The 21855-nt window shown below is 46.9% G+C and carries 28 protein-coding genes; 10 read left to right on the top strand and 18 right to left on the bottom strand.

Annotated elements, in window-relative coordinates; all coding sequences use genetic code 11:
* Positions 1-41: 41 nt before the first annotated feature.
* Positions 42-2585 carry an ATP-dependent Clp protease ATP-binding subunit gene (locus IPJ02_14410; GenBank protein ID MBK7376695.1) on the bottom strand — a complete coding sequence of 848 codons (2544 nt, stop codon included), beginning with the start codon at positions 2583-2585 and terminating at the stop codon, positions 42-44.
* 215 nt (positions 2586-2800) lie between these two features.
* Here IPJ02_14410 and IPJ02_14405 point away from each other — a divergent pair, with 215 nt between their 5' ends.
* Positions 2801-3175 carry an STAS domain-containing protein gene (locus tag IPJ02_14405; GenBank protein MBK7376694.1) on the top strand — a complete coding sequence of 125 codons (375 nt, stop codon included), beginning with the start codon at positions 2801-2803 and terminating at the stop codon, positions 3173-3175.
* Positions 3176-3288: 113 nt separating this feature from the next.
* Positions 3289-4191, top strand: a complete 903-nt coding sequence (locus IPJ02_14400) for a ribonuclease Z (protein MBK7376693.1) — start codon at positions 3289-3291, stop codon at positions 4189-4191.
* Positions 4192-4234: 43 nt separating this feature from the next.
* On the opposite strand, the gene IPJ02_14395 is transcribed toward IPJ02_14400, so the two are convergent.
* The 6 genes from IPJ02_14395 to IPJ02_14370 all read right to left on the bottom strand — a co-directional run bounded on the left by IPJ02_14395 (position 4235) and on the right by IPJ02_14370 (position 9683).
* Positions 4235-4969 carry an alpha/beta hydrolase gene (locus IPJ02_14395; protein ID MBK7376692.1) on the bottom strand — a complete coding sequence of 245 codons (735 nt, stop codon included), beginning with the start codon at positions 4967-4969 and terminating at the stop codon, positions 4235-4237.
* Positions 4957-5394 carry a glycogen-binding domain-containing protein gene (locus tag IPJ02_14390; GenBank protein MBK7376691.1) on the bottom strand — a complete coding sequence of 146 codons (438 nt, stop codon included), beginning with the start codon at positions 5392-5394 and terminating at the stop codon, positions 4957-4959. Before IPJ02_14390 ends, IPJ02_14395 begins: the two co-directional genes overlap by 13 nt.
* A gap of 131 nt (positions 5395-5525) precedes the next feature.
* Positions 5526-6407: a 4-hydroxy-tetrahydrodipicolinate synthase gene (locus tag IPJ02_14385; GenBank protein ID MBK7376690.1), complete on the bottom strand. Its 882-nt coding sequence runs from the start codon at positions 6405-6407 to the stop codon at positions 5526-5528.
* Positions 6408-6628: 221 nt separating this feature from the next.
* A complete protein-coding gene (locus IPJ02_14380) occupies positions 6629-6973 on the bottom strand; it encodes an aspartate 1-decarboxylase (protein MBK7376689.1) in 345 nt (114 codons plus the stop codon).
* A gap of 178 nt (positions 6974-7151) precedes the next feature.
* Positions 7152-7922 (bottom strand): murein L,D-transpeptidase catalytic domain family protein, encoded by a 771-nt coding sequence (locus IPJ02_14375; GenBank protein ID MBK7376688.1) that lies wholly within the window; start codon positions 7920-7922, stop codon positions 7152-7154.
* Positions 7923-8012: 90 nt separating this feature from the next.
* On the bottom strand, positions 8013-9683 hold the full coding sequence (locus tag IPJ02_14370; GenBank protein MBK7376687.1) for a Na/Pi cotransporter family protein: 1671 nt from the start codon (positions 9681-9683) through the stop codon (positions 8013-8015).
* A 145-nt stretch (positions 9684-9828) separates the two neighbouring features.
* On the opposite strand from IPJ02_14370, the gene IPJ02_14365 reads away from it, so the two are divergent.
* A complete protein-coding gene (locus IPJ02_14365) occupies positions 9829-10887 on the top strand; it encodes an AI-2E family transporter (GenBank protein ID MBK7376686.1) in 1059 nt (352 codons plus the stop codon).
* A gap of 230 nt (positions 10888-11117) precedes the next feature.
* Here IPJ02_14365 and IPJ02_14360 read toward each other — a convergent pair whose 3' ends face one another.
* The 4 genes from IPJ02_14360 to IPJ02_14345 form a co-directional block, all read right to left on the bottom strand.
* The gene (locus IPJ02_14360; protein ID MBK7376685.1) at positions 11118-11528 is read right to left on the bottom strand and encodes a hypothetical protein; all 411 of its coding nucleotides are present in this window, start codon (positions 11526-11528) and stop codon (positions 11118-11120) included.
* Positions 11525-11695, bottom strand: coding sequence for a hypothetical protein (locus IPJ02_14355; protein MBK7376684.1), 171 nt, complete (start codon positions 11693-11695; stop codon positions 11525-11527). The genes IPJ02_14360 and IPJ02_14355 overlap by 4 nt, the downstream gene beginning before the upstream one ends.
* A gap of 19 nt (positions 11696-11714) precedes the next feature.
* Entirely contained in the window at positions 11715-12101 is a 387-nt protein-coding gene (locus IPJ02_14350) for a hypothetical protein (protein ID MBK7376683.1), read from the bottom strand.
* Positions 12102-12163: 62 nt separating this feature from the next.
* Positions 12164-12343, bottom strand: coding sequence for a hypothetical protein (locus tag IPJ02_14345; protein ID MBK7376682.1), 180 nt, complete (start codon positions 12341-12343; stop codon positions 12164-12166).
* A 48-nt stretch (positions 12344-12391) separates the two neighbouring features.
* On the opposite strand from IPJ02_14345, the gene IPJ02_14340 reads away from it, so the two are divergent.
* Positions 12392-12928, top strand: a complete 537-nt coding sequence (locus tag IPJ02_14340) for a pyridoxamine 5'-phosphate oxidase family protein (protein ID MBK7376681.1) — start codon at positions 12392-12394, stop codon at positions 12926-12928.
* 62 nt (positions 12929-12990) lie between these two features.
* Here the strand turns inward: IPJ02_14340 and IPJ02_14335 are convergent, their stop codons facing one another.
* The 4 genes from IPJ02_14335 to IPJ02_14320 all read right to left on the bottom strand — a co-directional run bounded on the left by IPJ02_14335 (position 12991) and on the right by IPJ02_14320 (position 16230).
* A complete protein-coding gene (locus tag IPJ02_14335; GenBank protein ID MBK7376680.1) occupies positions 12991-13626 on the bottom strand; it encodes a hypothetical protein in 636 nt (211 codons plus the stop codon).
* A gap of 87 nt (positions 13627-13713) precedes the next feature.
* Complete coding sequence (locus IPJ02_14330; protein ID MBK7376679.1) at positions 13714-14166, bottom strand: Hsp20/alpha crystallin family protein; 453 nt, start codon at positions 14164-14166, stop codon at positions 13714-13716.
* Between the two features lie 120 nt (positions 14167-14286).
* A complete protein-coding gene (locus IPJ02_14325) occupies positions 14287-15108 on the bottom strand; it encodes a universal stress protein (protein ID MBK7376678.1) in 822 nt (273 codons plus the stop codon).
* A 120-nt stretch (positions 15109-15228) separates the two neighbouring features.
* Positions 15229-16230, bottom strand: coding sequence for a hypothetical protein (locus IPJ02_14320; GenBank protein MBK7376677.1), 1002 nt, complete (start codon positions 16228-16230; stop codon positions 15229-15231).
* 127 nt (positions 16231-16357) lie between these two features.
* On the opposite strand from IPJ02_14320, the gene IPJ02_14315 reads away from it, so the two are divergent.
* From IPJ02_14315 to IPJ02_14305, 3 genes are read left to right on the top strand one after another with little or no spacing between them, the layout of a single operon-like run.
* Complete coding sequence (locus IPJ02_14315; GenBank protein ID MBK7376676.1) at positions 16358-17389, top strand: hypothetical protein; 1032 nt, start codon at positions 16358-16360, stop codon at positions 17387-17389.
* 42 nt (positions 17390-17431) lie between these two features.
* The gene (locus IPJ02_14310) at positions 17432-18124 is read left to right on the top strand and encodes a hypothetical protein (GenBank protein ID MBK7376675.1); all 693 of its coding nucleotides are present in this window, start codon (positions 17432-17434) and stop codon (positions 18122-18124) included.
* A complete protein-coding gene (locus IPJ02_14305) occupies positions 18118-18561 on the top strand; it encodes a hypothetical protein (protein MBK7376674.1) in 444 nt (147 codons plus the stop codon). The genes IPJ02_14310 and IPJ02_14305 overlap by 7 nt, the downstream gene beginning before the upstream one ends.
* A 31-nt stretch (positions 18562-18592) precedes the next feature.
* Here the strand turns inward: IPJ02_14305 and IPJ02_14300 are convergent, their stop codons facing one another.
* The 3 genes from IPJ02_14300 to IPJ02_14290 are packed head-to-tail and all read right to left on the bottom strand — an operon-like array spanning position 18593 to position 20801.
* A complete protein-coding gene (locus tag IPJ02_14300; protein MBK7376673.1) occupies positions 18593-19603 on the bottom strand; it encodes a metal-dependent hydrolase in 1011 nt (336 codons plus the stop codon).
* 7 nt (positions 19604-19610) lie between these two features.
* On the bottom strand, positions 19611-19952 hold the full coding sequence (locus IPJ02_14295; protein MBK7376672.1) for a hypothetical protein: 342 nt from the start codon (positions 19950-19952) through the stop codon (positions 19611-19613).
* 9 nt (positions 19953-19961) lie between these two features.
* Complete coding sequence (locus IPJ02_14290) at positions 19962-20801, bottom strand: universal stress protein (GenBank protein MBK7376671.1); 840 nt, start codon at positions 20799-20801, stop codon at positions 19962-19964.
* Positions 20802-20948: 147 nt separating this feature from the next.
* On the opposite strand from IPJ02_14290, the gene IPJ02_14285 reads away from it, so the two are divergent.
* From IPJ02_14285 to IPJ02_14275, 3 genes are read left to right on the top strand one after another with little or no spacing between them, the layout of a single operon-like run.
* On the top strand, positions 20949-21173 hold the full coding sequence (locus tag IPJ02_14285) for a YtxH domain-containing protein (protein MBK7376670.1): 225 nt from the start codon (positions 20949-20951) through the stop codon (positions 21171-21173).
* A gap of 27 nt (positions 21174-21200) precedes the next feature.
* Positions 21201-21569 carry a phage holin family protein gene (locus IPJ02_14280; GenBank protein MBK7376669.1) on the top strand — a complete coding sequence of 123 codons (369 nt, stop codon included), beginning with the start codon at positions 21201-21203 and terminating at the stop codon, positions 21567-21569.
* Positions 21556-21846, top strand: a complete 291-nt coding sequence (locus tag IPJ02_14275; GenBank protein ID MBK7376668.1) for a hypothetical protein — start codon at positions 21556-21558, stop codon at positions 21844-21846. Before IPJ02_14280 ends, IPJ02_14275 begins: the two co-directional genes overlap by 14 nt.
* Positions 21847-21855: the final 9 nt, after the last annotated feature.

The following is a 21855-nucleotide window of genomic DNA, read 5'->3' as shown; positions in this document are numbered from 1 at the left end:
CGCCAAAGGCGGATGGCATTTAAACCTGTTACCGGTAATATTTATACCTCGGACTTTTTCTCCTTCTTTTTTTCTTCCTCTTTAAGGGTGAATTTGATCTTTTCGGCGGCTTCATCCAGCTCGGCAACCATTACATCGCCGTTCTTGATATTCATGTTCAGGATCTCTTCTGCCAAAGGATCTTCCAGGTATTTTTGAATGGCCCTGTGAAGCGGCCTTGCACCAAACTGGGAGTCATACCCCTTGTCTGCTATGAATTCCTTGGCCTTTTCGGTCAGTTCCATGGTAAATCCAAGGTTCGACAAACGCTTCATTACCCCCTGCATCAGTATATCAATGATGGCAAAGATATTTTCCTTGCTGAGTGAGTTAAATACCACCACGTCATCGATCCGGTTCAAAAACTCGGGACTGAAGGTACGCTTCAGGGCCTTTTCGATCACTGCTTTATTGTTCTCGTCTGCATTTTCCATCCGGTTGGCAGTAGCAAAACCCACTCCGTCCCCAAAGTCCTTCAACTGGCGGGCCCCGATATTGGAGGTCATGATGATGAGTGTGTTCTTAAAATCAACCTTACGGCCCATTCCGTCGGTAAGCTGGCCATCATCCAGCACCTGTAATAATATATTATAAATATCCGGGTGTGCTTTTTCTATTTCATCCAGGAGGATAACAGAATAAGGCTTGCGGCGTACCCGTTCGGTCAGCTGGCCTCCTTCTTCATAACCTACATAGCCCGGAGGTGCACCGATCAGCCTGCTTACCGTGAACTTCTCCATGTACTCACTCATATCGATCCGTATCAATGCATCATCACTGTCGAACATATGCCGGGCAAGCGCCCGTGCCAATTCGGTTTTACCTACGCCGGTGGGGCCAAGGAAAATGAATGTACCGATCGGTTTTTTAGGATCCTTCAATCCTACCCGGTTGCGCTGTATGGCTTTCACCACTTTTGAAATGGCTTCATCCTGCCCGATCACAGCACCCTGAAGATCGTTGGCCATGCGGCGGAGTTTCTCCGTTTCAGCCTGTACCATCCTTTTCACCGGTATCCCGGTCATCATCGAAACCACTTCGGCAATATCTTCTTCTTCTATCGGGTAACGCTTGTGTTTGCTTTCTTCCTCCCAGGCATTCTTTGCTGCTTCCAGTTCTTCCTGCAAACGCTTTTCTGTATCCCGCAGCGAGGCAGCTTCCTCAAAACGCTGGCTCTTCACCACTTTATTCTTTTCCAGTTTTATGTCTTCGATCTTTTTCTCCAGGTCAATGATCTCTTCCGGCACATTGATATTCTTGATGTGCTTTCTTGCACCTACTTCATCCAGCACGTCAATGGCCTTGTCGGGCAAGAGGCGGTCGGTCATATACCGGTCGCTCAGTTTCACACAAGCCTCAATGGCATCATTACTGTAGGTAACATTGTGATAGTCTTCGTATTTGCTCTTTATGTTGTTAAGTATCTCAATGGTCTCTTCCACCGAAGGCTGGTCAACGATCACTTTCTGAAAACGCCTGTCCAATGCACCGTCCTTTTCTATGTGCATGCGGTACTCATCCAGGGTAGAGGCGCCGATGCATTGCAGTTCTCCCCTTGCCAGCGCCGGTTTGAAAATATTGGAAGCATCCAGTGAACCACTGGCACCACCGGCCCCAACAATGGTATGGATCTCATCAATAAATAATATCACATCCCGGTTCTTCTCCAGTTCATTCATGATGGCTTTCATCCGCTCTTCAAACTGGCCCCGGTATTTGGTACCGGCAACCAGGGCTGCCAGGTCAAGACTAACCACTCTTTTATCAAATAATACACGGGAAACCTTCCGCTGCACGATCCGCAATGCCAGCCCTTCCACGATGGCTGTTTTACCAACCCCGGGCTCACCGATAAGTATGGGATTATTTTTCTTGCGGCGTGAAAGTATCTGTGATACCCGTTCGATCTCGTTCTCCCGGCCAACGATGGGATCCAGTGAACCGTTCTCGGCAAGGCGGGTGATGTCACGACCGAAATTATCAAGTACGGGCGTTTTTGTCTTGGGCTGGTTGCCGGCACCGGCACGTTGCGATTTTTGCTGGCTGTATTTTTTTTCATCCTCAAAATCCTCTTCTCCTTCATCACTGAATTCAGCAGAGGGAGGGTTGCTGGTGACGAACCCAAGTTCATTTTTAAATACATCATAGTCCACATCAAACTGGTTCAGTATCTGTGTGGCAATATTCTCTTTGTTCTTGAGGATGGAAAGCATCAGGTGTTCGCTCTCCACCTGGGCGCTTTTCTGTGCCTTGGCTTCCAGTACCGTAATGCGTATCACTTTTTCGGCCTGCTTGGTGAGGGGAAGGGAGTTGATGTTTGCGATGTTCTTGCCGGTCTTGTCCTTTACGGCTATCTCTATTTCCTTGCGGAGTTCAAAAAGGTCGATGTTGAGTGATTTTAAGATCTTCACAGCGGTATTCTCTCCGTCCCTTATCAATCCCAAAACCAGGTGTTCCGTGCCGATGAAATCATTTCCCAACCGGAGCGCTTCTTCCCGGCTGTAAGAAATTATTTCTTTTACCTGGGCTGAAAAATTATTATCCATTTTATATTGAATTTAGCTTGTACAATGATAACGATTATTTTAAAGATATAGTTTACGGGAAACGGCAAATGTTAATATGTTAAAAAGTTAAAAAACTGTTACCGGCACCTTCCACTGCCCGGAAAAAGATGATTCGCTTCCGGAAATACATAACCGGACAAAACCAAAATTTCCTTTACTTTACAAAGAACAAGTTGTAAACGCTACCTGTCATGATAATAGTCAAAATAGATACCAAAGAACGATTTACTGTAATTACGCCGCAGGATGCTGATTTGTCTGTTAATATGACAGAGGAACTGGGAAATTTGTTGCTTTCCTACCTGCAAAAAGACATACCGCATATTGTTTTGAATATGCAGGACGTTAAGGCAATGGAAGAGGAAGCGGCAGAAAAGATCGCCGGCACCCAGCAGCAGTTTTATGCGGCAGGGCATTCCTTTGTAATATGTTGCCTGCAACCCGGAGTGGAAAAGACATTTGCCCGGAAGGATTTTTTTGATGGGATGAATATAACGCCATCCGAAAGTGAAGCATGGGATATTGTGCAGATGGAAGAGATAGAAAGGGAATTGCTGAAAGATGATTGACAGGTTTGAAGTTTGAAGTTTGAGGTTGTGGACACATCCTATTTCAAAGAACCAACCTCAAACTTCAAACCTCAAACCTCAAACCTCAAACCTCAAACTATAAACAACCCATTTTGTTCGCACTAACCATTTTAGGAAACAATTCAGCCATTCCTGCCTTCGACAGGAATCCAACGGCCCAGGTACTGCAAACCATGGACGAAAGTTTTTTAATTGACTGCGGCGAAGGGACCCAGGTACAGCTTTCCAGGTACAAAGTAAAACGCAGCAAGATCAATCACATCTTCATCTCCCACCTGCACGGCGACCATTATTTCGGGCTGATCGGCCTGCTCACCAGTATGAGCCTGCTCAACCGTACGCAGGACCTGCACCTTCATGCGCCGCCGGAACTGGAACAGTTGATCGATATGCAGCTGAAGTTTGCCGCTACCCATCTCTCCTATCCCCTGCATTTTCATCCTTTAAAAGAAGAAGGAATGATCGTCAAGGGCAGTAAGATGACGGTGGAATGTTTTAAAGTACAGCACCGCATCGACTGCTGGGGATTTTTATTCCGGGAGATAAGGAACCTGCGGAAAGTAAATGCGGAAAGAGCCAGGATCTATGAGATCCCCGCATCCTTTTATGAAAAACTTCAGCAGGGTTTCGATTATGCAAATAAAAAAGGGACCATTGTACCCAACGAAGAAGTGACCATACCCGGGCCAAGATCAAAATCGTATGCCTTCTGTGCAGATACCATTTATGATGAGACCCTGGCAGAAAAAGTAAAAGATGTGGACCTGCTCTACCACGAAACAACTTACCTGAAAGACCTGCATGAACGGGCAGCAGCACGCTTTCACAGCACCACGGTACAGGCAGCCGAAATCGCAAAAAAAGCCGGGGCAAAAAAATTACTGATCGGGCATTTCAGTTCAAAATATGATAACCTGGATGAATTCCTGAAAGAAACATCAGCCGTTTTTAAAAATACGGAACTGGCCATACAGGGGAGCTGCTATATTATTTGAGACATTGGTCATTAGACACTAGTCATTAGTCATTAGTCATTGGTCATTCCCTGGTTCGCACCACATAATTAAATCCATCCGCCATGATCCAGCCGTAGAATTCAGCGAACCATTTCCGCCATGCCTTTTCATGATGACTGCCGGCCGGGTCGATCACCGAATAGATCATGGCCGAAGATCCTGCACCCAGCAATTCCTGAACCTCCTGCATATCCTGTATGAAAGAATCTCCCTCTTTTGCTCCGATGTAGAAGAAGAATTTTCCATTCATTTTACCCGCTGCTGAATCGGTGAATTGTTTTATGGGCGGCGCCAGCCAGAACGAGGGTGAGAAAATGCCTGCCTTGCCAAAGACATCCGGCCTTCTCAGCATGGCATAATAAGAGATCAGCCCTCCCACCGAACTGCCTGCAATGAGCGTATGCTCCCGGGACGGGAGTGTCCGGTACTGCTTATCCATATACGGCTTGAGTGTTTCTGCAATAAAATCAAGGTAGACATCCCCCTCCCCATTCCCGAAACGTTCCGTCTCGTAAGGATTGTATTCATTCACCCGCTGCGGGCCATTTTCAATGCCCACCACGATGCAGGCGGCCCTTCCTTTGCTGATCATTGAATCCAGCGTTTCGTCCACGCCCCATTCGCCGAAAGCAGCGGTGGATTCATCAAAAAGATTCTGCCCGTCGTGCATATACAATACCGGGTAGCGCTTTTTGCTTTTGGCATAATCCTCCGGCAGGTAAAGCCATATCCTTCTTGTCCGGTTCAGTTGCGGCATAAAAAAGCCGTGTCCATGATCTGCACATTACTGCCTGCCGTATGTTTTTTTTCCACCGGGGGAAGATCATCCTTCCAGGCATTGATGTTTATCCCGATGCTGGTATCTGACCGCAGGGGCAAGAACCGGTTCTCAATATCTTTTCCATTGCTGTCCGCTTCCACTTTTTGCCAGTTGCCCCGGGTACACTTGTACGCATAGTTACCGGGCGCAAGCTGCACAGTAAGCTGCAATACACTGTCGCTGTTGAAAGAAAATGCATACGTGCTGTTACCCGGGTCCCAGTTGTTGAAATTGCCGGCAAGAAAAATGCTGTCGCCTGGATGAGCAGAAGGAGATTTTGCGAGTTTGAAAACAACATTGACCTGTGCCTCCGTTCTTACAAACGCAATAATAAATGCAAGGAGGCACAAAATGTTTTTCATACAGAATTTATTTGTGTACCGGGTTGAATGTCGTTTTTATGTATTCTCTATGTTCCTATATGGTTCAATCTGGTTGAATGTTGTTGAATGTTGTTTTATGCATTCTCTATGTTCCTAAGTGGTACAGGTATTCATTTCCCAAGGTAAACCTTTACCTTCTGGTGTATGCTGCTGCTCAACGGAACCAGTGGCAGCCGCAGCACATTCTTAATGATCCCCATTTCCGACAGGAATGCCTTTGCCCCGGCAGGATTGTTCTCTGCAAACAACAGGTCATTACCTTCCAGGCATTTATTATGCAGCGGCCTTGCCGAAGCAAAATCTCCTCCCAGGCAATACCGCACCATATCCGAAAAATCCCTGGGGAAGCAATTGGCCGCCACACTGATCACCCCGTCCATGCCGCAGGCGATCAATGGTAAGGTAAGATGATCATCGCCGCTCACCACCAGGAAATCTTCGGGACGGTCACGCAGTATATGCATGCACTGCACCATGTTGCCGCTGGCTTCTTTTATGCCGGCGATATTTGGTACTTCCTTTGCCAAACGCAAGGTTGTTTCGGCGCTGATGTTGCTGCCCGTTCTGCCCGGCACGTTATACAAGATCACCGGCCTGGGACTTGCATCGGCCAGGTTCTTATAATGCTGAAAGATCCCTTCCTGGGATGGTTTGTTGTAATATGGGCTGGCGCTTAATACGGCAATTGCTTTTTCCAATGGGTAACTCTGCAGGTTTTCCATCACTTCCCGGGTGTTGTTGCCACCAACGCCTACCACCACGGGCACCCGGTTGTTCACCCGCTCGAAGGTATAATGAATGATGTCGAACTTTTCTTCCGTATCCAGTGTGGGCGTTTCACCGGTGGTACCCAGGCTCACAATATATTCAATACCGTTCCCGATGATAAAATCGATCAGTTTACCCAGGGCATCATAGTCCACCTCCATGGATGGTTTAAAGGGAGTAACAATGGCCACACCCGTTCCCTGTAATTTTGTACGCAAACTCATAAAACTATTTTTTGTGAAGGTATTGAGAACTGGGGAGATTTTGAAATGTGCCGGCCCCGGTTCATGGCGCATGAACCGGAACTAAAAATGGTCCGTGAGACACGAACCAAGGCGGAGAAATGTGCCGGCCAGCCCCGTTTCCTGGTATACGAAACGGAATTAATTTACCGGAATTGGTTCCTGAGTCATGAGCCAAGGCGCAGGAACCGGGGCTAACGATACTATAACTTATTCCCTTCCTTCGGAAAAATGACCACTGGCTTAAATGTCCTGGCCTCTTCAAAATCCATCGTGGCATAGGAAATGATGATCACGACATCTCCTTCTGCTCCCTTACGGGCGGCAGGGCCATTGAGACAAACCACGCCGCTTCCTCTCTTCCCTTTTATAAGATAGGTCTCTATCCGTTCACCGTTGTTCACATTCACCACCTGTATCTTTTCATGTTCGATCAGGTTGGCGGCATCCATCAGGTCCTCATCCAGGGTAAGACTGCCTACATAATTCAGGTTGGCTTCGGTAATCACCGCCCGGTGCACTTTAGACTTTAATATCTCTATCAGCATAAATCAGAAATTTTTGCAAATGTCAGCGAATTTTATATAACGGAGTTATTTTTTCATTCGTCTTTCGCCCCGGTTCGTCGTCACAAACCAAGGCGTATAAAAAATGGTTCGTGAGACACGAACCAAGGCTGCTAAAATATAATTACATCATCGGCAGGCATCCCGCACAATCAAGGTCTCACATCACCGCTTCTTTCAATATCCTTGAACTGGCCAGGTAATTCCTGTCTGGTGCAAAAATGAACAGGCAACTGCCGTCTTTTATTTTATCAATGATGGGCTTGTGCAGTTTTTCGGGCAATGCGGGGCAGCCAAGACTGCGGCCGATATAACCCTGGGCATTTACCAGGCCTTCGCTGACGTAGGCCGCGCCGTGTACCACGATCGCTCTCCTGTTGGCATTATCGTTGATCCCTCTTTCCAATCCCTCCAGCTTCAAAGAATATCCATGGCCGCCCATATAGGTGCTGAGTGTTTTATAAAAACCCAGGCTACTCTTGTTGCTTTGGGGTTTGTTGGAGAACTGGCTGGCATATTCCCTGCCCGACCTGTTGCCATGGGCCACATACGTGTTATACAGGATCTTCTGACTGTTTAGGTCAATTACAAATAACCGCCTGGCGGAAGATGGCAGGCTGAAATCAACAATGGAGATCACGTCCTGGTTCTCAATTTCGCCGTTCTGCCGCAGGTATTCAAAACCCTGGAGGGCATACTCAAAAGCCTGGCGGGAAAGGCCCCGTTGGTCCAGTTGAAGATCTTCATACAGTACAGAAGACCTGGTAGCCCCTTTATTGTTGCCCGGGATAACAGACGAATCTGCTGTACCAATGCTTATGGAACTCAAGGATCCGGCAGGCCTGCCCTTTGCAAACAGCAAGGGGAGCGGCAGAATGAAAACGAGAATGACCAGGAAGAAGAATATTCTCTTTAATGTTGGGTTTTTCATGTGCTTTGTTTTGTCTGTGCTTGAACGCTGCAAAGATCGCCCGTCTTTTGTTTCGGATTTGTTAAAACAGGGGTACTGAGTATCAACCGTTTACCTGATAAAACCGGGCAATTCATCAAAATAAGCAGCCTGCTTTTCATCAAGCAGGTAATCCTTCAGGGCAAATACAAAAGATTTGTAGGCCGTATACATTTCCCGGTTGAAGTTGATCAGGGTGGATATCTCGATCTCCGATAAGCCGGCATCCAGGTTTTCCCTGTACAGTTGCTGTAAAATGAGCGAATAGCTTTTGGTAACGGACCGGAACAACTCATTCAATGCTCCAAAACAGGATGCGGGCTTTTCATGAAGCAGAAGATGGGTGATCTTTTTACAAAAATCATCTGACCGGTCCGCCACGTCACGGTAAAACCCGTACTTGGTATTATTGGATGAATTGCGCAACTGGCTGATGTCGGGTAAAGCGTCTTTTATATTCTTGGCTGCATACATGGTATTCCGGTTGGATGCGATCAACTGCTCCAGCCTTTGTGTAAGGGCTGCATCGGCTGTAGTGTTGTCCTGCAGTTTCATGGCATAGCCGTGTGTTTCGCCGTGAAGCTGTTTCAGGGTTTCATAATAATGCTTCATGTCATTCTGCCCACGGTCCTTTCCCGGGAGGGTTTTAAGCAGTTCCGCATCCGGCATCTCAAATACAGCCCGGGTAAAACCGATCGTATGCAGCATAAAATGCTTCACTTCATTTTCAAGCGCCAGCATGGCCAACTCAGTATCCCGCACATTTACCTTATGGATAAAATGAGACTCATCATCGGCAGCGGTAAATCTTTTTTCGAGGAATCTTCCAAACGGTCTCAGGAAAGGATAAAACAAAATGATGGCAAGTACATTCACCAGGCTCTGAAAGAACACCAGGGCCAGCAGGTCATCGCCAATGCCCAGCACGCCGGTAATGAACCGGTTCACAGGCAGCAGGAAAATAAAAACGATCAACGACGTTACGATGTTAAAGATCAGGTTCCCGTATGCCACTCTTTTCTTATCAGGCAGTCCCTTAACAGATGCCAGCAGCAGTTTTATGGAAGTGCCCGCTTCGGAACCCAGTGCAACGGCTGTGGCGGCAAATAGCCCGATGGCATTGGCATGCAGGGCGCTTAATAATATGGCCATGGTTGCCGTGCTGGATTGAATGAGCGATGTGATGATGAAACCAAGCAGTAAAAAAAAGATCACCGGGTAATGATTGAATGCAGCGAGGTCAACCTGTTTCACCGTGTCTTCCATCCCCGTCTTCATGAAGTTGAGGCCAATGAATAAAAAACCAAACCCAAACAGGAATTTACTCCATTTGTACAAGAAGCTTTCTTTTTTTACCAGCGTCATCCCGATGCCAAACACACCTGCCAGCGGATACGCTATATACTCAATGTTGAAATTAAATCCAACGGTGGCAATGATCCAGTTGCTGAGGGTAGTGCCCAGGTTGGCACCCAATACCACCGCCAGCGCATTTTGCATCGGCATCACATGAGCGCCCACAAAGGCCAGCACCATCAGGTTCACCACGCTGCTGCTTTGTAAGATACCGGTTACGAGGGCCCCGCCCAGAACGGCTTTTGGTTTTGATGACGTTTGTTTTTTAAGGAATAATTTAAAGGAACGGCCGGCCAGCTGCTGCAGCGAGTCTTCCAGGAACCGCATGCCCAGCAAAAAAATGGCAACCCCTGCCAGCAATTTCCATATGTCGGTTGAAAATAACATACCCGGTTAATACTGAAATTCAAAAATCAGCCACGGCTGCCGGGCAGGCGCTGATATCAGTCACTGTGCATGCCCACATTGCTCATACAAATTTCTGAAGGATAATGAGAACTTAGAGAATAAAACCAGTTATTTTTACTGAGTTATGGCAAATCAAAATTTAAGTGCAACGGCTGCGTTACGGTACCTGCCGGCTATCGCAATGCTGGTATTGCTTTTGTATTTCGGTCAAACCCTGTTCATCCCCCTGTTCTATGGCCTTTTCATCGCCATTGTTCTTTATCCCGTCTGCCGCTGGCTGGAGAAACACGGATTTTCCAAAAGCATGGCAGTAACCACCGGGCTGCTGATCGTAGTACTTGTATTTTCCTTACTCGTATGGCTGCTGGTGCTTCAGTTCAATACGTTCCGGCAGGACCTTCCCGAACTGAAGGCCAAACTCCTGCCAACGCTCACCGATCTCCAGAACTGGCTTGCAGCCAATCTCAACATAACCATTGCCTCACAAAATGAATGGTGGCAGAAAACATCGGAGAACATATCCGGTAATTCATCCGGCATGGTGGCAGGCATTGTCAATAAGACAGCGTCCGGGCTGTTCACCCTTTTTATCATCCCTGTTTTTGCGGCCCTGTTCCTGTACAACCGGAAAGATTTTGTTTTGTTCCTGGAAAAATTGACCGGCGATGATTACAAAGACCGGCTGCACCGCATACTCAATGAAACCATCATCACCTATTTTCATTTTATCAAGGGAATGGTATTCGTTTACCTGATCGTAGGAGTTCTCAACAGCATCGGCCTGCTGGTGCTGGGCATCAAACACGCCATCCTCTTTGGATTCCTCACCGCCATCATGACCATCATTCCCTACATCGGTATTTTTGTAAGTGCACTGCTGCCCATCACCATTGCCTGGATAACCAAAGACAGTATCTGGTACCCGGTTGGCGTGGTAGCCGTATTTGTTTTTGTACAGTACCTGGAAGCGAATGTGATCTTTCCCCGGGTGGTGGCCACCCAGCTGAACATCAGCACCTGGGCCACATTGGTTGCCATCATTGCCGGGGGAATTCTGTGGGGGGTCAGCGGCATGATCTTATTCATCCCGTTCTTAGGAATGCTGAAACTGGTAACAGACAATGTACCGGAATGGGAAGCAGTGAATGTACTTATCCGGAGGAATGAAGTGAAGAAAAAATAAGAAAATATTGGGAACCACAACTTGTCCCGCCTTGGGCGGGATAGGAACATAGAGAATGCATAAAAACAACATTCAACAACATTCAACCAGATTGAACCAGATTGAACTACACGGGAACATAGAGTACTACCTAGATACATTGATAACACAGAACCCGGACAAAAAATAAACTATGTTTCCTATATGCCTATCCCGCCATTAGCGGGACAAGTTGTGGTTCAATAAAATTCTCAATACAAATTATTCCGCTCTGTTACAGAATCGATCAGGGAGTTGTTCTCAACCGTTGCATTGCGGCCGATCTCATTCTGCTCTTTCAATGTCAGCTTATCCGTACCGGCTGTTTGCACCCAATGATTGCCGTGCAGGCGCAGCACCTGAACATTCAGGATGAATTTCTTGTGAAATGCCTGCTCCAGGTCGCCCGTGCGGTACCAGGAATGGATCTCCAGTGCACCATGCGGATGGTTCTTCCGTATCTCACCTAATTTTTTATCCCGGGGGAAGGCAGTTTTTGATTCCGAGCCTTCGTGCCAATGGTGCGGACGTTCATAAAAATCGATCTTAAGAAATGGAAAGAACGTGCTGAACTTGTCCTGTATGTCACCGATGGTTTTGCTATCGTTGATTTCTATGATCATGGTTTAATTTCATTTTGTTGAATAATAAATTCGTACCCTTTTGATAAGATGAAAACGACCAGGTCTTTCACCTGCCGGTAAGACATGATGAGCAACAGAACTGTGGCGAACCAGGCCGTTTGCATCGTGAATCTTATTTTACTGATATCGTGTATGGTGCTGTTCATGATCCGGTCCTTGTAACACTTAAATAAGCGCCTTGCCCATCAGTTGGTAAGCAGTGAGCATGATGATGATCCCGACGCCAAGGTAAATAAAATGCAGCCAGTGAGCAGTATCGATAAGCGACACCTGGACGACGATCCAGCCACTGACCAGGATGCCACCCGCCATTGCCCAGTGGTAACGGCGGGGGCTTCTTTTCATGTTAAAAAAAGCCGCCAGCAGGTTAACACCCCCAACCAGTGCTGCCAGGATAATTCCCGGCACCCTGAAATCGCTGAACGGTGTACCCTCCAGCAGGCTGGGAGAAAGCTGCATCACAGCCCCACCGGGATCGCTGATCATCAACGCTCCTGATGCAATTGAAGTAATGGCAACAAAACAAACCAATATGAATAACAGCGTTCTCACTTCCTCCTTTATTTACTTTTCACTGTATATACTTTCTACTCTATTTACTACTCCTCCCTCGCCTACGGCCCTTCTCCCGGCTCCGGTATCTCAAAAGGCGGCGGATTCTCAAACGGGTCTTCGTCCGGAATGATCTCCGGATCCTCATCCGGTGCCAGTGGCAGATCGGGGACAGCATCCGGGTGTATCTCCGGGTCTTTTACCGGCGGAATTTCAGGTATCTTTTTGGGATCGTCTTTCATCTTGTCATTTTTACATTCTAAAGTAACGGTAATGCAACTGGTAAATCAATGAGCATTGTTACCGGGAATGGTGATGCTTGTCATTTCTGCCGCTGCCCCGGAATGATACATTTGTTCAACAAATGCGTAAACATGCTGGGCGAACTGAACGAAATGGAAATAAAGAATGTGCTTTCCAGCCAGGTGCTGGGCAGGCTTGCCTGTACTGATGGAGATCAACCGTACATCGTTCCCCTCACTTACACCTACGATGGGGAATACATTTACGGGCAGATCAATGAGGGCATGAAACTGGAACTGCTCCGCAAAAATCCCAAAGTATGTTTTGAAGTAGACATGATGACCGATATGCGGAACTGGAGATCGGTGCTGGTATTTGGCGAATTCGAGGAACTGAAAAGCAAAAAAGATTCGGAGAAGGCCAGGGATATCCTTTTCAACAGGGTATTCCCCTTAATGACCAGCAGTACCGTTCATTCATACGGGCATGAGGAAAAAGGAAAGATCGATGACAGCAACCGGGTAAAACCAATCATGTACCGTATCCGGATCAATAAACTTACCGGCCGCTTTGAAAAAAGATAGGGGTTGTGTTCTCTTCATTATCAAGCATGACGGATATTGCACAAGGATAAAGCAGTAACTATTTACTGCTTTATCATTACGTTCTTCTTCATCATATCCTCTACGATCAGTTTACCATATTCATGTCCCAGGCTTTCAGAAGAGGCCGGGTCGAAAGATTCTGTTTGTACAGAATACACAAGGTCCTTTGTATTCATGTCGTACAGATTGCTTTCCCAGAAATACTTGGTATCGGTTACGTAATAGCCGGGTGTGTATATCCGCTCGTAAATGGTGGTATAATAGCCTCCAAACCGGTTGTAGTAAACCGAACGGGGCAGGTTCTGCCTTTGCGCCGGCACATAATACTGCTCTTTTGATTTGTCCAGCAGCACAATGGTGACCACGGCATCTGCGCCGCTGTTGCGGATCTTGTCCACCGCATCTTTTTCGCACATGTTCTCAAATGCCTTTGGCCCGAACTGTGCCTGGGCTGAAACGGCATTATAGCCAAGTTCTTTCAGGTCGCCCACCAAATGGTTTTCCATGAACTGGCAAATGCTCCGGTCCTGGTCCCGGATCAATCCAAGCACCATCACTTTATTATATTTTTTGGGAGCACTGCCCGCTGCGCTCCAGGAACTGGTTATCCGGCTGCTGGAGCAGCTTGTAAACAGCAGCAGCAAAACGGCTGCTGCAATGATTTGAATGTTTTTCATAACAAAATGTTTAAAAATGTTCAGTACAGAAAATAAGAAACCCTGCCGCCCTGTACGGCAGGGTAATTAAACAGGACAGAAGCCTGCTTACTTAACGGCTATGTGTTTAGCCTCAAGTTTCCTGGTTTCTTCAGTTTTTGGGATCAGGAGTTTTAAAACCCCATCTTCATAACGGGCGTCGATCTTGTCGGCCTTTGTTCCGTCTGGAATGGTAAAAGTGCGGCTGAAAGAAGTATAGTTAAACTCCTTCCGCGTGAACTTTTTCTCCTTCTCCTCTTTTTCTTCCCTGGTCTCGGCACTGATGGTAAGCATGTCTCCTTCCACATCAATCCTGAAATCACTTTTTTTCATACCGGGCACAGCCAATGAGATCCTGAAATCATCCTTTTCCTCCACTATGTTCACGGCAGGTATGGTGAGCATATTTCCCCAAAGGCTGCCTCCGTTGTTCATGTCAAACCAGTTATTCCATGGTTTAAAGAAATCGTTAAAGACAGTTGGCATCAAGTCACCTGTTCTTATTAATGGTTTTGTTGACATAACAACCTCCTTTGTTTTTTTGTTATTGAATCTTGTTACTTGTTCAAGTTAGCATTTGACAGGCCCGGAAAAAACGACCGCCGTCAACACAAAGGATGACCCTCATCAGTAATTTTTTTTCTACGCATCGTGCAGAACCAGCAACGGTACCTGTGTTTTGTAGGCCACCAGTTTGGTGTGTTCCTTACCAAACAGGCGTTCAAAGATATTATGATGGTGGGCCACCATCACCAGCAGGTCGGTGGGATGTGTGGCAATAAAATCGCCGATCCCCTTTTCAACATCCGCATCCACCATGGTATGAAAACTGTGCGGCAACCCGTTGAAAAGCACGTCTGTCCCGATCTTTCCTGCTGCTTCCCCGGCAGTCATCAGCATCTCGCTCTTCTGCACGTGCAATACCTGCACATCGGCATTAAAATGCCCGGCGATCTCTTCCAGCAATTCATACGGTCTCGTCCCGGGCCTTTCTTCAAAGTCGGCGGCAAAACTGATGTGCTTGATAAAGCTGAACTCCGCATTTTCGGGTATGATCAATAAGGGAACTTTTGCTTTGCGGATGGCCGAGATCACCGTACTGCCGAAGATGCCGCCTGTTTTACCGGCTCCCTTCATGCCCATCACCACCAGGCCGGCATTGATCTCTGCTGCCAGTTCTTTAATAGCGGCAGCTGCCAGGCCATAGCGCACATAAACTTCGGCGCCGATGCCGTATTTGCCCTGCAGGTATTCCATTTCACGTTGCATCAATGCTTCATTCTCTTCCTGTACTTCGGCAAGGGAAAGGGGGATATAACCCGGGGCATCGCCCATCGGCACGGGTATATAAAAAGCATGCAGCAGAACAATGTCTGAATTGAACGATTTGGCCAGCGCAGCCGCGTAGTCCATCGCCTTGCGGGAAGCTTCCGAAAAGTCAACGGCAACCAATATCTTTTTCATTTTATTTGTTTTTGATATGAATGGATCAATAATATTGTATCAGCGCAATGCGCCCGTAATCCTTCAGTGTGCCATCTTCTGTAAACTCCACATCACCGCCGTTCTCCAGCACTTTCTGTATCACATCATCCACGGCATCCTTGATATAGAAGGGATAATCGGAAGGCAGTTCTCTTTATAGATAACATCCGGTTCGGCGCCCTGGCGGGCAGTGTACATGAAACCCCTTTCCACCACCAGCAGCCGGCAGTTCTTGTGGGCTGCAGCCTGCCATACCTCCTCAATTCCGTGTGCCAGTTTTTTTGCTCCCATCGCATTTTCCACCTGGTGCAGCACATCCATCTCTTTTACCTTTCTCCAGTTACTTACGTATGGCTGAACAACCTTGAATATTTCAGGCTCGGTCAGTTCTTCATAATTGCCGTGGATGAAATCAGTTATCTCCTGGGCATGTTTTGTTATTTTCTTATAATGGCCGAGCACCCGTTCAGCGCCCATCACAAAAACAGGCAGCGGGTAAGCCTTCAGCATCAGGGTAAGGTCTTCGTCCATCTGGTGAAGGAATTTTTCCAGGAACACTTCCGCCATGTTGTCGGGGTCAGAGAAATTCGCCACCCTTTCCGGAAGGTCTTTTTCGGATAAGAGGGTATGCTCAGACCGGTTGGATTTTATCAACCGCATGTCTGATCCATTGGCCAGGTGCATGGTGGATCTTTTTGCACTCAGCATCAGCACCAGGTATTGCACTTCCTGCTTTTTCTGGTAAACCAGGTCACGGATCTCAAAGGTCTCATCAATGATCACCTTCTCCTCTACCGGGATATCCAGGTAGAATACTTTTTCTACCATGGGGGAAAGAAAGATGGCGATGCTTTTTTTATGGGTGTTGAAATTAAGTTCGTGGATAAGGTGCCGGAGCTTGTTGATGATGGGTGAAGCCTTTTCCGGCGGGTAATTATTCATCAACTCCTTCTCCACTTTATTGAAAGCCATCTTCAGGCGGTATTCCAGTTCAGACTTGACGCTGATCTTTGGCTCAAATGGCAGGATCATGGAAATGGCCGGCAGGTATTTCACTGCATTCAGAACGGCTTTTTCTTCGGGGGAAAATGTTTGTGTCATGGTGTGTAAGTTGAGTATTAAAGTTATTTTTATAATCGCTGATTTTTTATAACTCTAATCACGGAATACTATGACTTTACTCATTTAACCGCCCTGCCCGGAATGATAATTTTAATACCTGAAATTTATGGCTTCCGCAATACAGAAAACCGCTTCTTTGCAGCACAATGCTGAACTGGCGGCTATTTTCCGCAAAATGGCCGATTGTTATGCTTACCTGGGCAGGGAGGAACGTTTCCGGGCCCGGGCTTACGAGACCGTGGCGGGCGTATTGGCCAATATGCAAGAACCTGTGGATATTTACGGGGATGATATAAAAGCGCTTGATGAACTGAAAGGCGTTGGCGAAAGCATTGCACAAAAAATAATTGAATACATTCACACCGGTAAGATCGCCACTTTCGAAAAACTGAAAAAGAAGGTCCCGCTGCAACTGCTGGAACTGATGAGTGCAGAAGGCATTGGCCCGGCCACCATCCGGCAACTGCACGACGAACTGCATGTGAACACACCCGGCCAGCTCGCCAAAGCCATTGAAGTGGGAAAACTGGCCAACGTAAAAGGTTTTGCAGCAAAGAAGACCGAAAAATTAAAAGCGTTACTGAAACCCGATAAAGAGAAAAAAAGGATCCCGCTAACAGAAGCCCGGGCGATCGCCAATAAGGTCCTGGAAGAGATAAAGCAAATACCGTTTGTGGAGCACGCTGAAATTGCCGGCAGCATCCGCCGGAAGAAAGAGACCATCGGCGATATTGATATCATCATCGTGGCGCAAAAAAGAGACCACCACAGGATCGTTAAACAGTTCATCAAGATACCGCTGATCGAAAAAGTGCTGGCCGCCGGTGACACAAAAGCAAGCGTGCAGCTGTACAGCAGCCAGGTACAGGTTGACATACGGGTGGTGGAACCCGCTCAATACGGCTCGGCCCTTTTTTATTTTACCGGCAGCAAGGAACACAATATCAAACTGCGGCTGATCGCAAAACAAAAGGGCTGGAAGATGAATGAATACGGGGTGTTTGAGAACAAGACCGGCAGAAGGCTGGCCGGTGAAACGGAGCAAAGCATTTATGACCTGTTCGGTTACCGTTATATTCCGCCGGAAAAAAGGCTGGGCGCCGGAGAACTGGAGAAAACAACCCTGCTGAAGAAATAAAATCATGCTTCCATAAAAAATAATTTTACCATACAGAACAAGGTGCAGCTCATCCGGGGAGGCAGGGCCTATTTTGATAAACTGCTTCAGCTTATTGGCATGGCGAAAGAAAGTATACACCTGCAAACCTATATTTATGAAGATGACGAGACGGGCAGGCTGGTGGCCAATGCGCTGAAAGAAGCCGTGCTGCGAAACGTGGAGGTTCATCTCATGGCCGATGGGTATGCTTCGCAGGCAATGTCAAAATCATTCATCGCCGACCTGAAAAATGCCGGCATCCATTTCCGTTTTTTTGAAACGTTTTTCAAAAGCCGGTACTTTTATTTTGGCAGGCGCATGCATCATAAAATGACGGTGGTTGACACCCGGTATGCACTGGTTGGCGGCGTAAACATCAGCAACCGTTACAACGACATGCCCGGGCAACCCGCATGGCTTGATTTTGCTTTGTTCGTGGAAGGGGAAGTTGCCAGGGAACTTTGTGTGCTTTGCTGGAAATCGTGGAAGAGTTACCCGGTGAACATGGGCATAACCCCCTGCGAAGAAAAACAGGTAAGTTTTGATTTTTTGCCGGAAGAACAGAGCGAAGTCCGGATGCGGCGTAACGACTGGGTGAGGCGCAAGAACCAGATATCATCCACCTACGTGAAAATATTGCGTTCATCCCGGTCGGAAGTAACCATCCTCTGCAGTTATTTTTACCAGGCATCTTTATCCGGCGGCAAATGGTAAATGCCATTAAACGGGGGGTTTCCATCCGGGTGATCGCTGCAGGCAATTCAGATGTGAAAGTGGCTAAAAATGCAGAACGCTGGTTGTACGACTGGTTATTGCGGAACGGCATTGAACTCTATGAATACCAGAAGAACATCCTGCATGGTAAAATGGCTGTTTCTGATGAGGAATGGATGACGGCCGGCTCCTATAATATCAATAACATCAGCGCCTATGCAAGCATTGAACTGAACCTCGACGTACGCAACCCCGCATTTGCAAAAGAAACAAGGCAGGTTTTACAGCAGATCATTGAGAAAGATTGCACCCGCATTACTTTTGAACAGCACATCAAAACAAACAATATTTTTAAACAGTTCAACCGCTGGCTTTCTTACCAGTTCATTCGTACCGTTTTTTATTTATTCACTTTTTATTTTAAGCACAAAGCCTAGTATCCCGGAATTCCATCATAGCTGTGATGCATCAATCACCCTTAATGCGGCGCCAGAAATTCTTTGCCACTTCCCAGTCCCAGCCGGCAAAGCGCCCCCGCTGCACCACCATCTTATTGTCTTCCGGGTATTGCAGGTAATAATGAAACACGAATTTCTCTTTTGGATTTTCCCATCCGATGATCTGGCCAAAACGCAGGTCGTTGAACACAAGGGTATCCTTCCATTTTTCCACGGTATAAAACTGTTTGGAGAACCGGATGAGTTTGTGCACGTCCTCATCCATGGCTACGGGCTTAAGCAACGAATCATTCCTGGGAAAATATTCAAAGCGGATCTCCTTTTTACTGTCGAACAGGGAACGGAAGCCGACGTGATACCCGCTGTCATTTCCTGCCACCACATACCACAACCAGTTTTGCAGCGGGGCCGGCGTGGTAAAATATCTTTCATGCGGGATGTGCTGCTTTGCAAATACCTGCTGCACATCCCGGTTGATCTTTATTTTATTGATGGTACAATACCCGAGATAAAGAAAAGGCAGGATCACACCCAGCCGCCACCAGAATCTTCTTTTGGGGCTGTACCGGTTCAAAATGACCAGCATGAACAATGCAATACCCGGCCACAACGAAAAGAACGGGTCGGCCACGTAAACCGTATTGAATGAATAGCGGACATGGCTGAACGGCTCGAACCAGCCGATGCCGTAATTATTAAATGCATCAATGAACAGGTGAACGAATACCTCCGTTGTAAAAAACAATAACCAGGTACGGAAGGCAATATTATGCGGCCGGTGGATCCTGTCGGCCGATAAGGCAAAGGCCGGGATGATGAGCAAGGCGAATAAAATGGAATGGGTGAAACCCCGGTGAGCCAGCAGGTCGCCGGCAGGCGAAGACCACAACCCGGCGATAAAATCAATATCCGGGATGCTTTGTGCAAGGGCACCCCATACCATGGCTTTTTTTCCAAAGCCTCTTTCAAAAAAAGCTTCGCCGATACAGGCACCAATAGCTATGTGGGTAATAGAATCCAATTTTATATCAATTTGACAGCAGTCGGTATACGAGGATCAAAATTATAACTCCAAGCAGACTTGTGTAAATAATTTTATTATACCTCGCTAACCATTCCGGCAGGTAAATATCAAAATTATCCCTGGTTGAGTCAGAATACTTACGGGCAATAATGGTCAGGGGACAGAAATTTTTAAAGAGGAGCAACACAATACCTTCCAGTAAAAAAAGGCCAATCCCTATCCATACCCATTTATCAATTTTATTGGCGATCACGGCATAGAACAAATAGAACAGCACGGCATTGAAAAAAAGCCAGATAACCGTATGAACGATCTTTATGAATTGGAGTGGTGCCTGAACTTTCATGAAACCCGGTTACCTGGTATGTGCAATAAACAGCGGGGTTTTTAATTCGATCATCAGTTCATCGGCCATGCTCGCCTTGAACCAGCGGGATACCGTCCCCCTCCGGTAAGCGCCCAGCACCGCCAGTACATTTTTATTTTCCTGTGCCAGGTGTTTCACGATCTCTATTTCCGGCAATCCCTTCAATACTTTAAAAATGGCTTTGGGATAATGATTCTTAATGAATTCCTTCACCAGTTTACCGTCGGGTAAATGCATGTCGTTCCCCATTCCCTTCACCGAGATCACTTCTACATGCATGGCAGCGGGTGCCGGATACAGGTAGCTGAACATCCGTACGGCATGAACCGATGATGGCCTGCCGTCATAGAGCAATGCGATCTTTTCGATGGGTTTATATTTCTGGGGTACCAGCAATACCGGGCACTGCACGTCGGTAAGGAGTTCACGTATGAAACGGGTGGGCAGGCTTTCGTCGTAATGTGTAAGCGTTTCTTTGCTGTCGATGATGATAAGGTCGGCATAAATGCTTTCGTGCAGCAGTTCTTTCAGGGCGGTTTTCCGGTCGTGGTGGATATTGTATTCCACGCCGGCCTTCCGGCAGGCATTTTCAAAATCAGCAACCGCCTTGTTACGGGTATCATAGTCTTTCTTAGCCAGCTGTTTCAGCTTTTTATCCGATACCCCGTCTTTGGTGATCAGCTCATAAACCTTGTAGCTGGTGTAGGTAACATCATCCAGGAAAACACCCGTCAGGTGCATGTTGCCGGACCGGGCCAGGGCAATGGCATGATCCCTTGTGCTGGTTGAATATTTGAGGCCGTCGAATGCGGCGATGATCTTTTGCATGATTTTTTTGTAAACTTATCGCCGCAAGCCCGCCACTGCAATGACAAGGGTCAAAATATTTGATGACAGTTATCATTGAAAAAAGCAGAAAAAAACCTAATATTTGTTTACCGGTAAATACCGGCAAAACAACTAAAACAAATCAAAATGAAAAACAGCAGTAAAATACTCGTTGCCCTTGCAGCCGGCGTTGCCGCAGGCGCTGTTCTGGGGATCCTGTTTGCCCCGGGTAAAGGTTCCGATACCCGGAAAAAAATTGTAGATGAAGGAAAAAAAATGACCGATGATGTAAAGCACAAATTCGGCAAGGGAATGGAAAAACTGAATGAACTGAAAACCGGTCTAAAAGAGAAAGTGGAGGAATTTGCATAAACAAAATAAAAAGCAAAACAGCCCGTAATGGAAAACACATTCGCCAAAGTGGAAGAAATGGCCGAACACGTAAAAGAGTATGTGAATAACCACATCACATCGGCCAAGTTGAGCATTGCCGAGAAAACGTCGGGTGTGTTGTCTAATATCATTGCCGTGGCCATCGTGCTGATGGTCTTTATTTTTTTCCTGGTATTCAGCAGTGTGGCCCTGGCTTTTGTTTTTGCTAAACTTACCGGCGAATATTACTGGGGTTTTTTGATCGTTGCCGGTATTTATTTATTGTTTGCTGTGCTGGTGTGGACACTGCGGGTAAGGCTGTTGAAGCTGCCCATCATGAATGCCATTTTGCAGCAATTATTCAAAGACGAGGAGGAAGGCAATGAAAAAGTTTAAAAATGCAAAGCAGCTAAAGGAAGAAAAGAATCGGCTTAAAATGCGCCGGGCCGAACTGGAGAAAGCCATCCGGTATGACTGGCGTGATGTGAAAACGAGTCTTACACCAAAGAATATTGCCGGGCAGGTAATGGCAGGCTTACGAAGCAAAACAGAACCAGAGAACAGACCTGGTTCGGGAATATTATCCGAGATGGCACTGAGGTTCGCTTCCAGGCTGGCCAGCAAAGCCGAGGACAGGCTCATGGGTAAGTTCGGCAAATGGTTCAAGAAGTAAAATGAAATT

This window comes from Chitinophagaceae bacterium (genome assembly GCA_016710165.1).
GTDB lineage: Bacteria > Bacteroidota > Bacteroidia > Chitinophagales > Chitinophagaceae > Ferruginibacter.
This window is presented reverse-complemented; position numbering and strand designations above follow the sequence as displayed.